Annotated in this window: 13 protein-coding genes; all 13 read left to right on the top strand. The window is 47.1% G+C overall.

All coding sequences use genetic code 11. The annotated features are described in order from the left end of the window. The first annotated feature begins 52 nt into the window (after positions 1 to 52). The 13 genes from spoIID (at position 53) to EGM68_RS23455 (ending at position 14,617) form a co-directional block, all read left to right on the top strand. Positions 53 to 1,492 carry a stage II sporulation protein D gene (gene spoIID, locus EGM68_RS23515; RefSeq protein ID WP_129550112.1) on the top strand — a complete coding sequence of 480 codons (1,440 nt, stop codon included), beginning with the start codon at positions 53 to 55 and terminating at the stop codon, positions 1,490 to 1,492. A gap of 70 nt (positions 1,493 to 1,562) precedes the next feature. Next, complete coding sequence (gene spoIIQ, locus EGM68_RS23510) at positions 1,563 to 2,303, top strand: stage II sporulation protein SpoIIQ (RefSeq protein WP_016324821.1); 741 nt, start codon at positions 1,563 to 1,565, stop codon at positions 2,301 to 2,303. 200 nt (positions 2,304 to 2,503) lie between these two features. After that, positions 2,504 to 2,791, top strand: coding sequence for a sporulation transcriptional regulator SpoIIID (spoIIID, locus tag EGM68_RS23505; RefSeq protein ID WP_013373425.1), 288 nt, complete (start codon positions 2,504 to 2,506; stop codon positions 2,789 to 2,791). Between the two features lie 171 nt (positions 2,792 to 2,962). Beyond that, positions 2,963 to 3,961, top strand: coding sequence for a rod shape-determining protein (mreB, locus tag EGM68_RS23500; protein ID WP_016324820.1), 999 nt, complete (start codon positions 2,963 to 2,965; stop codon positions 3,959 to 3,961). 123 nt (positions 3,962 to 4,084) lie between these two features. Continuing rightward, positions 4,085 to 4,969 carry a flagellar hook-basal body protein gene (locus EGM68_RS23495; RefSeq protein WP_129550111.1) on the top strand — a complete coding sequence of 295 codons (885 nt, stop codon included), beginning with the start codon at positions 4,085 to 4,087 and terminating at the stop codon, positions 4,967 to 4,969. Positions 4,970 to 4,982: 13 nt separating this feature from the next. Then, complete coding sequence (locus tag EGM68_RS23490; RefSeq protein WP_016324819.1) at positions 4,983 to 5,810, top strand: flagellar hook-basal body protein; 828 nt, start codon at positions 4,983 to 4,985, stop codon at positions 5,808 to 5,810. Positions 5,811 to 5,820: 10 nt separating this feature from the next. Further along, a complete protein-coding gene (locus tag EGM68_RS23485) occupies positions 5,821 to 6,033 on the top strand; it encodes a DNA-directed RNA polymerase subunit beta (RefSeq protein ID WP_007432733.1) in 213 nt (70 codons plus the stop codon). An 895-nt stretch (positions 6,034 to 6,928) separates the two neighbouring features. Further along, the gene (gene fabZ / locus EGM68_RS23480) at positions 6,929 to 7,375 is read left to right on the top strand and encodes a 3-hydroxyacyl-ACP dehydratase FabZ (RefSeq protein WP_013373420.1); all 447 of its coding nucleotides are present in this window, start codon (positions 6,929 to 6,931) and stop codon (positions 7,373 to 7,375) included. A 97-nt stretch (positions 7,376 to 7,472) separates the two neighbouring features. After that, positions 7,473 to 9,191 (top strand): phospho-sugar mutase, encoded by a 1,719-nt coding sequence (locus EGM68_RS23475; protein ID WP_129550110.1) that lies wholly within the window; start codon positions 7,473 to 7,475, stop codon positions 9,189 to 9,191. A gap of 260 nt (positions 9,192 to 9,451) precedes the next feature. Further along, complete coding sequence (locus EGM68_RS23470; RefSeq protein WP_129550109.1) at positions 9,452 to 11,467, top strand: DUF5693 family protein; 2,016 nt, start codon at positions 9,452 to 9,454, stop codon at positions 11,465 to 11,467. Then, on the top strand, positions 11,443 to 12,579 hold the full coding sequence (gene csaB / locus EGM68_RS23465) for a polysaccharide pyruvyl transferase CsaB (protein WP_090739153.1): 1,137 nt from the start codon (positions 11,443 to 11,445) through the stop codon (positions 12,577 to 12,579). Before EGM68_RS23470 ends, csaB begins: the two co-directional genes overlap by 25 nt. Before the next feature lie 8 nt (positions 12,580 to 12,587). Further along, entirely contained in the window at positions 12,588 to 13,349 is a 762-nt protein-coding gene (locus tag EGM68_RS23460; RefSeq protein ID WP_129550108.1) for a WecB/TagA/CpsF family glycosyltransferase, read from the top strand. A 137-nt stretch (positions 13,350 to 13,486) separates the two neighbouring features. After that, complete coding sequence (locus tag EGM68_RS23455; RefSeq protein ID WP_129550107.1) at positions 13,487 to 14,617, top strand: glycosyltransferase family 4 protein; 1,131 nt, start codon at positions 13,487 to 13,489, stop codon at positions 14,615 to 14,617. Positions 14,618 to 14,627 lie beyond the last annotated feature (10 nt).

Here is a 14,627-nt window from a genome sequence, read left to right as displayed (position 1 = left end):
TATATCTGTACTTTCAGCCGGACACTTAGCCCTTTGATGGAGGTTTCAGCCTATGAAAGATTCACAGGTTCGCATCCGTATACCAATTCATCATCCTCAGGAACATCGCCAGGTCTCACTTGCGGAGGAAAGCTCTGGCTCTATAGCAACTTCGTTGCAGAAAAATAAACGTATGCAGCAGCATGCAGAATCAACAGGTGCATTTCCGACTATCGCCAAGACCAATCGGCGTACCACAGCGTTGACTTCCACTACTCACACTGTCGGTACGATGCTTCCTGAGGCTGGAACATCGCCCGGTAACACATACGACGCAAGCAGGCGGCGGGGACCGCAGCCGCATCTGCGACCTGCAGCCGGGCGAGCTCCGCGTTGGGGCAGCCGCCGCCCATGGCTGCCATTTGCCGCCATGGCAGGGGTGCTGGTGCTTGCCATGGCTGTGCCCGCACTCATGGCATGGCCTCGCCAGGCGGCGCAGCCTTTGCCGACTGGGAGCCGCACAGCCGCACCCGCGCAGTCTAATACGACGGCAAAGAGCGAGGCACCCGTCACGCGCCTGCCGGGTGTCCCGCCGATACCGGCCGTACCCGCTGCTCCAGCGCGTAGCGTTCCGGTCGTGGTAGAGCCGGACGTGCGGGTGTACGTCACGTCTACTGGCCGGACGGAGACATTACCTTTGGAGCAATACATTGTCGGCGTAGTAGCAGCTGAAATGCCGCCCAGCTTTGAGGAAGAGGCATTGAAAGCACAGGCTATCGCCGCGCGTACGTTCATTACCCGGCGTTTGTTGGCTGATGACACCAGCGGCGCCCCGGCGGGCGCAGATGTGACAGATACCGTTAAACACCAGGCTTACATCTCCAAAGCTAAACTTACTAGAGAATGGGAGCGTTCTGGTAAATCCGCAGATCTGGCAAAAATTCGCCAGGCTGTGCGCGAGACTAAGGATACAATCATGGTATATGAGGGTAAACCCATTACAGCTTCTTTTTTTTCTACCAGCAACGGCTATACTGAAAATTCAGAGGATGTATGGGCGAAGGCCGTGCCCTATTTACGAAGTGTGTCTAGTCCATGGGACAAGCAGCTGGCCCCCCGTTTTACAGAAACCGTCACACTGAGCCGTCAGAGCGTGTTCGATAGATTGGGATTGAGTCGTGCTGCGGTCACTGCTTCTACTGGAGGTGGGAGTATGCCAGAGATTCGTATACTCTCCAAGACAGAAGGGCATCGCATCAAGAAGATTGAGGTGGGAGGCTTGGTCTTTACGGGGCCGGAGATTCGTAACAAACTAGGGCTGCGATCGGCTGAATTTACGTGGAAGACCGAAGGGGACCGGATTGCAATAACAACCTATGGGTATGGCCATGGCGTCGGTATGAGCCAGTGGGGAGCCAATGGAATGGCCAAGGAAGGTCATACCGCCACTCAGATTCTTCTTCACTATTATACTGGCATTTCTTTTGCGAATGCCTCTCGTATTCTAAGTTAGTAAATTTTTCGTAACTTTGAAGTATAAAAGAGTTGCGCCCGGTAACACTGGTTACTGAGGTGATGAGCAAATGAGTGAACAAAATAAAAACCAGAACCAAAATCATGAAGATACACCCAAAACCTTTCAGGGTGGAAGAGCTTCACGGCCGTCTTCGTGGAAAAAGCTGTTGTCCAAAAGGTGGGCATACCCGGCAGCCTACATTGCCGCAGCAGCCATTATACTAACCTTAGTGTGGGTCTATCAGGATGCTAGCCAGAAGTCTTTCAAACCTGACCCAGCTAGTCCATCGTTACAAAGCACAAGCGCAGTGAGTACCGATGTTAACGAACAACAACCAGAAAGTGTGGAGGTTGTTGCTCAGTCAGAAAATATCGCATGGCCGGTGGCAGATGCTAGCGCAGTGCAGGTCGTAAAGCCTTTCTTTGACGAAAACGCGACAGCTGATGAGCAAGCGGCAGCTATGGTAGAGTACGATAAAACATTTACCGCTAATACGGGGATTGACCTTTCTCGGTCCGACGATCAGGCGTTTGAAGTGAGAGCCGCTCTGAGTGGAAAAGTATCTCGTGTGGAACAACATCCGCTGGTAGGTAACGTCGTAGAAATCACGCATGATAATAATCTCAAAACAGTGTACCAAAGCTTGAGCGATCTGAAAGTAAAAGAAGGCGATCAAGTGAAACAAAATGATGTGATTGCTTCAGCAGGGCGCAACGAGCTTGAAAAGGATTTGAAAACACATCTGCATTTTGAAGTGTACCAGGATGACAAGCCGGTGAATCCAGCAGGTCTGCTTCCTAAAAAATAAATGGATCATAGCTTTGCATACACAGCGGGGAATTCAAATTCCCTGCTTTTTTCTTGTGTAGTTTTAGCGCATGAGGTAAACATAAGCTGCTTTTGCCAAATAAATAGGCCTTCCGAAGCATGTCTTCCCACCAAACCGCGAATATATAGGCACGCTCCTCATATAATGTACCAAACTATCCACAGTAGGGAGGCGGGAGCGTGCACGATTACATCAAGGAACGGACCATCAAAATCGGTCGCTGTATCGTGGAAACAAGGAATACGGTCCGTACGATTGCCAAGGAATTTGGTGTCTCCAAGAGCACGGTGCATAAAGATCTGACCGAACGGCTGCCTGAAATTAACCCGGATCTTGCCGATCAGGTGAAGCACATTCTCGAATACCATAAATCCATCCGCCATCTGCGGGGGGGGGAAGCGACGAAAATTAAGTACAAAAAAACGAGTGGGAAAAGAAGGGGAATTCTTGTTTCCGGCAAGTCCTAAAAATATATAGTGAATTGGCTGGCAAAGCCATTGAATCAACCCCCTGAAGTATGATATGTTAAAAGATGGTACAAGACGAAAAATGACATGTAACCGTAGGTTTATACATATATTTGCCGCTTCTTGTCGAATCTTAGCTTTTTAAAATATCACTTTGGGGGCCTTTTTAATATGTTCAGTAATGATATCGGTATCGACCTCGGTACGGCCAACGTGCTTATCCACGTCAAAGGTAAGGGGGTTGTTCTTGACGAACCTTCCGTTGTTGCGATAGAAAGCGATACAAAAAGAGTTCTGGCTGTCGGAGAAGAAGCGCGCCGTATGGTAGGACGTACTCCTGGTAATATCATAGCCATCCGTCCATTGCGTGATGGTGTCATCGCCGATTTTGAAGTAACAGAAGCGATGTTGAAATATTTTATTAATCGGGTAGGGGGAAAAAGCTGGTACAGCCACCCTCGTATTTTGATTTGTGCGCCGACGAACATTACCTCAGTGGAGCAAAAAGCGATTCGTGAAGCGGCGGAGCGTAGCGGGGCGAAAGAAGTATTTTTGGAGGAAGAGCCAAAAGCGGCTGCCATCGGGGCCGGAATGGATATCTTTGAGCCTAGCGGCAACATGGTCGTAGATATCGGTGGCGGAACAACAGACGTTGCAGTCCTCTCTATGGGAGATGTTGTAACAGCTTCTTCTATTAAAATGGCAGGGGACAAATTTGATACAGCCATCATGAAATATGTAAAAACGAAGTACAAGCTTCTCATCGGGGAACGTACGGCTGAGGATATCAAGATTGCTATCGGAACCGTGCATCCGAGCGGACGACGTGCTGAGATGGACATCCGTGGACGGGATATGGTATCCGGATTGCCCAAGACGTTAAGTATTTCCGCGGAAGAAGTGCAGGATGCGCTGAGAGATCCCGTGTCAGCGATTGTAGCTGCAGCTAAGTTTGTACTGGAGCAGACCCCACCGGAGCTATCAGCCGATATTATTGACCGTGGTGTCATTTTGACTGGCGGTGGTGCGTTGCTTAGCGGTTTGGACGAGCTGCTTGCTGAAGAATTGCGTGTTCCAGTGCTGGTTGCTGAAGATCCGATGCATTGTGTCGTTAAAGGTACAGGAATTATGCTGGATAATTTGGATCATGTGGTTAAGAAAAAGTTCTAATCTGCCGATAGTGACTATAAGAGACTCGTGTGCGGTCAGGCAGGTTGCCTAGCATTTTGGCTTTAGTGCCTCCATGCGAGCATATAATTGATGAGCAGAGTATAGGATTGGGGTGCACGATACATGTTGAGAGGTTTATATACTGCGGCCGCCGGAATGATGACACAACAACGACGTCATGACACTGTGACGCAAAATATTGCTAATATGAATACCACGGGATATAAACAGGAGAATAGCGTTCAACGCTCATTCCCCGAAATGCTTATTTCCATGACGGGGGGAAACCCTGATAACCCGGACCGTACGGTCGGCAAGCTCAATACTGGCGTTTTTGCTGAGGAAAGCCTCTCTCCTTACATTCAGGGAGCGTTGAAGGATAGTGGACAAACTACGGATTTTGCGTTACAGTCCAATATTAATGTGAACGACCCGGCTACTGGTCGACCTATGGCTTTTGATCAGGCTGGAAAATTCATCAATGCTAACGGTGAAGTCACCTATCGTCCAGAAGCGTTTTTTACGGTACGGGACAATAATGGTAATGTCCGCTATACACGTGATGGGCATTTCCAAGTAAATGGAACGGGAGCATTGCTTTCGTCGACTGGTTCAGCAGTGTTGGATACGAATGGAAACCCAATTCAATTGACGGGGTCTGTCTCAGCGCTTAAAGTAAATGAACGGGGTCAATTGGTGGACAGCCAATCCAACCAGTTGCTCGGAACGACGCTTGGAATTAGTGTTATTGATCGGCCGTACCAGCTCGTTCGTGAGGGCAACGGTAATTTCCGCCTGAATGATACGGATGGTGCTACAGCTAGAATGATGACCGGTAATGATACTGTATCTGTTCGCCAGGGCTATCTGGAAGTATCTAATGTAGATGCTGCTCAGTCGATGGTGGACATGATGGCTGCGTTAAGAGCGTATGAAGCGAATCAGAAGGTTATTCAATTTTATGATAAAAGCTTGGACAAGGCCGTTAACGAAGTAGGCCGTGTATAACAGGGGGTAAGTGATGAACAACTCCATGATTGGCGCAATGGTGTCTATGGCCAGTGTGCAGCAGCGTTTGGATTTAATTGCCGATAATATCGCCAATGTCAATACGGTTGGTTATAAGAGTAAACAAGGTTCCTTTGAAGATGTATTGGCTAATGTGCAGCAACAGCCTTCAACGTATCTCCAAAATGGACGGGCGATGCCGCTCGGCTATAATTTGGGCTACGGAGTCAAAACGACCGCAATTATGAAAAATATGGAGCAAGGCCCACTCAAGGAGACAGGACTTCCTACGGATCTGGCGATCCAGGGGAATGCCTTGTTTGAAATCCAGGGAAATGGGCAAAAAGCTTGGACGCGTGACGGCAGCTTCCATTTTATTCCTGATCCGAATGATAATGAGACGATGATGTTGACCACTGCGGAAGGTTATTCTGTGCTGGATAATAACGATATTCCTGTGACTGCGCCAGCGGGTTCCAAAGTAGCTATTAACTCCGATGGCGAATTGCTGATTCGTGCTAATGGAACTGGCGCTCCGACAGTTGGTCAGCGAATTAAGCTAATGGATGTACAGCGTCCAGAAGGATTGCAACAGCGGGATGATAACCTGTTTGTGTTAGCAAATGGTGTGACAGAAGCCGATGTATTCGGGGCAGCAGGGGTGGCAGGTGCTGTTCCAACGGACGTATCTGTGCGTTCCGGTTATCTTGAGGAGTCTAATGTGGATTTAGCGGGCGAAATGACGGATATGATGCAAGTCCAGCGGATGTATCAAATGGCGGCACGGGCATTAACCTCTAGCGATACGATGATGAACCTGGCCAATAATTTGAGGGCTTAAGGATTTGGTGATGAAGGAAGAACAATCTGATTCCCGTCCGGTGCCTGAAAAGACTAAATCCCGCTGGCGTACTGCTCGTTATTTCGTAGTTCCGTTGCTGCTCCTGTTCTCGCTGTTAGGCGGCTTAATTGCAGGATATGTAATTGTAGGTAAGCAAGGGCTGGCAGGCGTATTTGAATGGAAAACCTGGCAGCATGTCATTGATCTTATATTTGCGCCTTGATTTATTTTTAAAAAAGTGACTGTGGTGGGAGAAGGTCGCTCCGCGAATGATTTGATCTTACGATCGCTGTTGCAACGGAATTTTCATATTATTAAGATTTAGATGTAAAAATCCCGTTGCAAAGGCGAACACTTACGCTTCTCCAGATTCAAATCCTTCGTTCCGCTGCTACCCGCCATTGTCCACTTTTGTAAAGGTAAATCAACCCGCTATTTTGTGGGTAGTAAATAAAAAAACAAACCCTGTGCCAGTGGCGCAGGGTTTTATTATGTTTTCACCGCAGAACCCTCCAGTGTAGCGAGTATGGATTGCAACCAATTGAGGCCGTTCAGAGGCCTTCGTTTGTTTTGTTTGCCCTTCACGACAAGCGAGTATTATTGAAGCGAGTCTTCTTTTTGAGCAAAAGTAACTAGGCGGAGAGGTTTATTTGAATCTGGAGAAGCGGTAGCGTTCGCCTTTGCCCCTAAATTTTAACCTTACAGGCTTTTGTAGAATGAGAAAATTAAGGGGCAACAGCGATCGGAAGATCAAATAAATCGCGCAGCCTGTCCCCCTTGGCTCAAAGGAAACTTCGCTTCACCCCCATAATAGGAGCAACAAATATGGTACTTCCGCATAATTTTCTTTTTGCATCTGATGAATGTATAATGATGGGGAGTTTATAACACTACGGGGTAAAACCAAGCACGAGCAAAAGGGCTTCTTCTCGCCTCTGTTGCGTAACCGGCGGAAAAAGCCCCTTATCTCAACCTTCACTTCTGCAGTAGGTGAAGGATATCTAACATTGTTGCCGTGATGAGCTGTTTTTATACAGCGTTAGCGGGGTAATATTATGCTTGCAGTAACTCTGGCTGAACAGAGTCAAATCTGCAAGCGAGAGGAGTTATTAAGGTAAATGGACAAATTGCAATTGGATGTTAATCAAATTCAGGAGATTATTCCGCATCGACCGCCATTTTTGTTGGTGGACCGTATTATTGAACTGGAGGAAGGTAAAAGAGCAGTAGGCATTAAAAATGTAACGATGACTGAGCCCCATTTCATTGGACATTTTCCGGGTTATCCTGTTATGCCTGGTGTATTGATCACTGAAGCGTTGGCTCAAGTCGGAGCAGTCGCATTACTGCACCTAGAGAGCAATCGCGGCAAAATCGGCTTTTTGGCAGGGTTGGACGGGTTCCGTTTCCGTGGACAGGTAGTCCCTGGGGATACGCTGACACTTGAAGTGGAAATCACTCGTTCCAAAGGTGCTTTTGGTAAAGGGAAAGCTACGGCGAAAGTGGGCGACACAGTAGTAGCTGAGGGCGAGATTATGTTTGCTTTATCAGACCCACCTCAATAGACAAGCCCTGCCGACATAAGCACGATGTCTGAACCGAGTGCATGTGTACATAGAGATCCTGTTTTGACAACCCAAAAATGGAGAGGGGAAATTCCGTATGACGCAGTTGAGTAAAAAAGCATTAGAAGGCATTGAGAGCTGGCTGCAAGACCCTTATATTGATGAAGAAACCAAACAGGAGTTGCGCGCATTGCAAGGCAACGACCAGGAACTAGAGGATCGCTTTTACAAAGAACTGGAATTCGGTACAGGCGGTCTACGTGGAGTGATTGGGGCAGGCAGTAACCGGATGAATCGTTATGTGATCGGACGTGCGACTCAAGGGCTCGCTCGCTATATTTTAGAGCAGCATGCTGGCAAAGAAGGCAAACCTTCGGTTGTCATTGCACATGATTCGCGTCATTTTTCGCCCGAGTTTGCTTTGGATGCAGCTTTGGTGCTGGCGGGCAATGGTATCGTAGCTAAGTTGTTCCCTTCCTTGCGTCCAACGCCACAGCTTTCGTTTAGTGTACGTCATTTAGGAGCCAGTGGAGGAATTGTTGTCACGGCGAGTCACAATCCTCCCGAGTATAATGGTTACAAGGTATACAATAATGAAGGTGGTCAGCTTGTTCCAGATCAGGCTGAAAAGGTGATTGGCTATATTCGTGAGGTTCCTTCTTTTGCTGACATCAAAAGTCTGACACGTGAAGAAGCAGAGGCACAGGGATTGTTGATTTGGCTTGGAGAAGAGGAAGATGAAGCGTTTGTGGATACGGTAGCCGGTGTGAGTGTGAACCGAGAACTGATTGCAGCTGGACCAGGCAAGAACTTTAAAGTTGTATTTACACCTCTTCATGGCACTGGAAATATACCTGTTCGTCGTGTACTGGAGAAAATCGGTTTTGAACAGGTGCATATTGTGCCTGAGCAAGAGCAGCCAGATGCAGAATTTTCGACCGTTAAGTCGCCTAATCCGGAAGAACGTGATGCGTTCAAGCTGGCCATTGCGCGGGGTGAGAAAATTGGTGCAGATCTGTTGATCGGAACAGACCCTGATGCTGACCGTATGGGGGCAGTTGTGAAAAACCGTGATGGCGAATATGTGGTATTGTCTGGTAATCAGTCCGGCGCAATTATGGTTTACTACTTGCTGAATCAGCTAAAAGAAACTGGTAAGCTTCCGAATAATGGTGCGGTTATCAAAACCATCGTAACTAGCGAAATGGGTGCAGTCATTGCCGAACATTTTGGAGCAACAGTGTTTAACACGCTAACCGGCTTCAAGTATATTGGCGAGAAAATGAACCAGTTTGACCAAACTGGCGAGTATACCTACCTGTTTGGCTATGAAGAGAGCTACGGCTATCTGGCAGGAAATTACGCACGTGACAAGGATGCTGTCTTGGCGGCCATGCTGATCGCCGAAGCTGCTGCTTATTACAGCACGCAAGGCAAGACGCTCTATGATGTTTTACAAGAGCTATACGAGCAGTTTGGCTACTTCCTTGAAAAGCTGGAGTCTCGTACACTCAAGGGTAAGGATGGAGTGGAGCAAATCCAGAGCAAAATGACGGATTGGCGCAGCAACGCACCTCAAGAGATTGCAGGTGTGAAGGTAGACAAAGTACTGGACTACTCGCAAGGCTTGGACGGACTTCCGCAGGAAAACGTACTCAAGTTTTTATTGGAGGACGGTTCTTGGTTCTGCCTGCGACCTTCGGGCACAGAGCCTAAAATCAAAGTATACTTTGCAGTACGTGGTTCCTCGCTGGCAGACGCGGAGCAAAGAATCGGTCAGCTGGTCGATGCTGTTATGGCTCGCGTAGACGCTTGAGAAAATTCCCTTTATAATAGAATAGGTTAAGGTAATTAGATATGGAATAAGTAATCGGTGACCTCTCACGGCAAAGGGCAGTACGCCGTGGAGGTCATTTCTCTGTATTGCAGAATAACCTGGAAGAGGCTTTGGAAAAATAGGCTTATTCCGGCAACGGAGGATTTTGCAAAATTCAATGAGTGGCCTACTCAAGAGTAGAATGGCAAGGTGGGCAGCATTGAATTTTGCAAAATCCCGAATATTAAGGAGGTTCTTTGGTGTATCAGAAATGGCAGTATTGGAATACAGCTTCTCGAAAATGGTTGTGGATTCTGGTCGCGGTTGGCTTGCTGGCTTCCATTCCAGTCATCGCCGATCGTGTAAAGACAGAATCCTCGAGTAAAAAAGTAGAGATTGTATTCGATTACCGAGATTTGACGGAGGCGGCTTCGTATCAGGCTCATCCGCAGGATTATCTGAATGAGCAGCTTGACCGCTTACAACAGGCTGGTGTAAACAGCATGGCGATGTATGAAAGTACGTTGGATGATTTCCGTAAAGCGGGCCGCATTGTAACTTATACGACTCAGAATGTTGCGGATCTGGAAAAACGTCTTTCACCTGCAAATGAGAATTATACGTACATGGTATTCGCTGACAAAGAAAATGCCGAAGCACTAAAGCCGTTAATTTTACGTACCTTTACAAGTCTAGGCATCAATGTAAAGCCGTGGAGTTATCAGGGACAGGAAGGGCTTGTTGTGGAAACATCCCCAGAGGATGCGTATCTCAAGCCTATGCAGCCTGACCCGATTGCTATGAAGCAGCTTCGTAGCAAAGGATTTTTTATTGTTCCACGCATGAGTGACAGCCTTCCCTATAAACAGGAGTTGACAGAAGAGATGCTGGCTTCCTTTCAGCAAAATGGTGTAAAGCGCATTTTGTTTGAAGGGGATTCAGTCAAAGGCTTTACTGATAACGAGAAAGAGCATAGCTTAGCGGCATTTGCTAAATTGCTGAACAAATACGATATCGGCCTAGCTGCTATCGAAAACTTAAAGAAACCGCAGGCAGGCTTCAATAAGCTCGCTTACGATATCCACTATAATGTTGTGCGTCTATACTCACTAAGTGATAAAGATTCAACACTCGATGTGGAAACGTTGGCCGATCGTTTTGCACTCGCCACCAAGGATCGGAATATTCGCATGTTGTATCTGAATACCGCGCCTAGCCGCAGTGTTGCTGAGGCCAAGGTGAAAGACTCGGTTGACAACCTGATTCACAGCTTAGACAAACCGGGCAACGCTGTGCAACGAATGGAGAAAAAAGGGTTTGAACTTGGACAAGCTGAACCGTTCCAAGTGGTCGATTCCTCCATTCAGCGCTATCTCAAAATGATCGTCGTACTGGGTGCACTAGCTTTCTTCTCCATAATGGTGTCCTATTTTGTTCCGGCATTGACTTTGCTGGCATTTGCACTCGGTTTGGTTGGTTCTGCTGGGCTTTATGTTTTGAACTCCAGCCTGATGGAACAAGGTTTGGCGCTGCTTGCAGCGATTAGCGGACCTACAGTTGCAATGATCATTGCAGTGCGTACGATCAGAATTAAACGTGAACAGGGGCCTGAACTTTCTGTAGGTCAACGATTGACTCGCACGCTTATACTGTACGTACAGACAGCGATCTTGTCGCTGGCTGCAGTGCCTTTTGTTATTGCGCTGTTGAACAGCATTGCCTACAGCCTGGTGTTAAACCAATTTAGAGGTGTAAGCTTGCTTCACATTCTGCCGATCTTCTTGGCGGCGATTTATATTTTCTTTTATCGTGGCGTTTCTATACGGGAGGAAATCTCCAAACTGTTACGTATGCCGATTACTGTATTGTGGGTTATTGCACTGGCTGTTATCGCCGCGGCAGGCTACTACTATTTGACTCGTACTGGAAACGCAGGTACGGTGTCGAACACCGAGCTGGTTTTCCGTAACTTCCTGGAGAATGCGTTTGGTGTACGTCCGCGCAATAAGGAATTCTTAATGGCTCATCCACTGTTTATTGCAGGGGCATTCCTGGCTTTGAAATATCGCAAAGCAATCTATTTGCTGATCATAGCTGCTATTGGTCAAGCCTCGATGGTCGATACCTTTGCTCACATTCACTCTCCAGCTGCACTCTCGCTTAGTCGTGGGCTGTTGGGATTGGGACTTGGATTGGTGCTGGGAATCATCGCAATTGTCGTGTGGCAAGTGCTGGAAGGATGTTGGAAGAAATGGTCACCACAGCTAAAACGATAATAATCTCGGGTTATTACGGGTTTCGCAATAGTGGGGATGAAGCGGTGCTCAAGTCGATTTTGACTGCTTTAGAAGAGGAAAGCCGTCAGGCGGGGATTACGGTCAAGCCTGTTGTTCTATCTTCTGACCCTGCTTGGACACAGAAAATGTACGGAGTAGAAGCTGTTCCGCGTATGAGCCTGGGGGAAGTGCGGAGAGCGATTAAAAACAGTGACGGGCTCATTAGTGGCGGCGGGAGTCTGCTCCAGGATGCTACAAGCCCTAAAAGCATTCCGTATTATCTGGCGATTCTGAAACTGGCTCAATGGGCTGGAAAGCCAACGTTTGTATACGCTCAGGGCATGGGCCCAGTACAACGGAAGATATTTTATCCTATGATCCGATCTGTATTTCAACGCTGTGAATATGTTTCCGTCAGAGATGAGCAATCTGCTGCTTTGCTGAGTACCATGAAACTGAAACGTCCGGTTGTCGAGGTTGTTCCTGATCCTGTAATGGGGCTTCCTTTGCCCTCCGGTTCCGAGCTGCATGATGCTGCAACTGAGGCTGATGGGGATAAACTCCCAGTCGTTGGCGTGTCTGTACGCTACTGGGATAAGGAACAACGCGATTTAACGGCTATTGCAGATGGCTTAAAAAGATTAGCTGAGGAACGCCGTGTTCACTTGCGTTTCTTACCATTCCATTTACCTGACGACGTACAGGCTTCAAGGATGGTAATGGATTTGTTGGGGGATATTAGGGGGACAGGGAGCCTTGTCAGCATGTGTGACCAAGTTACCGATCCTCAACAGATGCTTTTGGAGGTCAGCAGATGCAGTTTGATGATCGGGATGAGGCTGCACAGCTTAATCTATGCAGCGTCCCATCAAGTGCCCCCGTTGGGTATATCTTACGATCCCAAAATTGATCATTTCCTCAGCCGTGTTGGTAGCCAGCCTGTAGGTACTACAGATGCACTGGATGGGCAAAGGCTGGCTAACGAGTCTATGCGGCTGCTGGATCAGCGTAGTCAATGGATCGAGAGCCAAGGGGCAGCAATTGCTTTGTTAAAAAGTGAGGCTCGCTTACCAGCACAGCATATCGTTAATTACTTGTGTCGCAAAGGATGATGGATACAGTGACAGTTGATAAGGTTACGAGTGTGCCTACCGTCCCGATTTTCGGTGTTCAGGTATCAAGGCTTAATATGAAAGGTACATTAAATGTATTAATTCAGGCGGTGAAGTCTCGCCGCCCCCATCAAGTGATCACTGCCAATCCGATTATGGTCATGGCTGCATTGGAAGATCCAGTGTATATGAATGTGATGAAACAGGCAGAGTTGATTGTTCCAGATGGAACTGGTGTGGTCTGGGCAGCAAACTATGTTGGACATCCTGTACCCGAGAGGGTGGCAGGTTTTGACTTGTTACATGAATTGCTCGCAGCTGGAGAAAACTATCATTGGAAAGTTTATTTACTTGGATCAACGCCTGAAGTGATTCAAGCGACCGCTCAGCGGGTACAGGAGCTTTATCCTGGAATTACGGTTTGTGGCAAGCGCGATGGTTTTTTTGGTCCTAACGAGGATGAAGCGGTGATTAGGGCTATTCGTGAAGCGAACCCTGATTTGTTGTTTGTAGCGCGTGGAGCGGATACGCAGGAACCTTGGATTGGTAAATATAAGGAACAACTGGGCGTGCCGGTGATGATGGGGGTCGGCGGTAGTTTCGATGTTATATCAGGAAAAACAAAACGCGCACCTAAACTGTTTCAAAAGCTACGAGCTGAGTGGTTATATAGACTCCTAAAAGAGCCTAGTCGTTACAAAAGAATGCTTGCGTTGCCGAAATTCGCAGTGAAAGTGATGCGTGAAAAAGAAAACGTCACAAAAGTGTGATAAATAGCTTGAATCTGCCTTTAAAACCCGCTAATTTGCCAGAATATGAGGCTTGGTATTTATTTTTGATCAGAGTATAATTCAATGCGGTTACATCTGAAAAGGCATTGCTTTAAAATTGGGGGTCGAATGATCAAATGTTATTGATCTATATTATTGGTTTCATCATGGCACTGGGACTTGCGCTGTTACTTACGCCGCTTGTCAAGAAATTCGCTGTGAAGGTTGGAGCCGTCGATGTGCCGAATGCCCGAAAAGTACATACCCGAATTATGCCGCGTCTTGGCGGTCTGGGGATTTTCTTGGCATTTCTGTTGTCCTTATTGGCGATGTTACCTTGTGTGCCTGATGGAATGCTGTCCTCGCGGGATATTAACTTTATTGCAGCCTTTCTGATTGGCGGTACGCTGATTACATTGATTGGTGCTCTCGATGATCGTTTTGATCTTAATGCAAAATTGAAATTTTTGGCTCAAATTGCCGTGGCATGTATGGTCGTGTTTGCTTTTGATATTCGTGTGGATTTTGTAAATGTACCTTTTCAGGATGCATACTCTTCTTTAGAAAGCTGGATTTCCATTCCACTAACGATATTTTGGATCGTAGGTGTGACCAATGCTATCAATTTGATTGACGGTCTGGATGGACTAGCTGCAGGTGTCTCAGGAATTGCGATTGGAACTATCGCTGTGATGTCACTACTAATGGGCAATTACATGGTGGCGATGCTTTGCCTTGTGCTGTTAGGTAGTATTATCGGATTCTTATTTTTTAACTTTCATCCTGCAAAAATATTTATGGGTGATACAGGGTCCTTATTTTTAGGTTTCTCTCTAGCTATGCTTTCAATGCTTGGTTTCAAGCAAATTGCTATCGTATCATTTATTACGCCATTGATTATTATCGGTGTGCCTTTGTCAGATACATTCTTTGCTATTATTCGTCGCAAGCTGCAGAAAAAACCGATATTCTCACCGGATAAAGGCCATTTGCATCACTGCTTGCGCGAACTAGGCTTCAGTCACAGACAGACGGTGTTGATTATCTACGGTATTGCTGTATTTTTCGGTATATTAGCCGTTATCCAATCGTCGGCTGCGCTTAATGAAGCAAACTGGGTCACCTTTGTCGTGATATGCATCATGATGTTCTTCCTACAGATCGGAGCAGAAGTTATTGGTCTCGTTGGCAAAACCAAACGTCCTGTTCTTAACACACTAATTCGGTTGTTGGCTAAACCAGATTCCCAGACGCGATCGAAATTATAATTTTAATTTA

The sequence above is a fragment of the Paenibacillus sp. M-152 genome (assembly GCF_003856555.1).
GTDB classification, from domain to species: domain Bacteria; phylum Bacillota; class Bacilli; order Paenibacillales; family Paenibacillaceae; genus Paenibacillus; species Paenibacillus polymyxa_C.
Note: the sequence above shows the minus strand (reverse complement) of the source record. Positions and strands in the feature narration are given on the sequence as shown.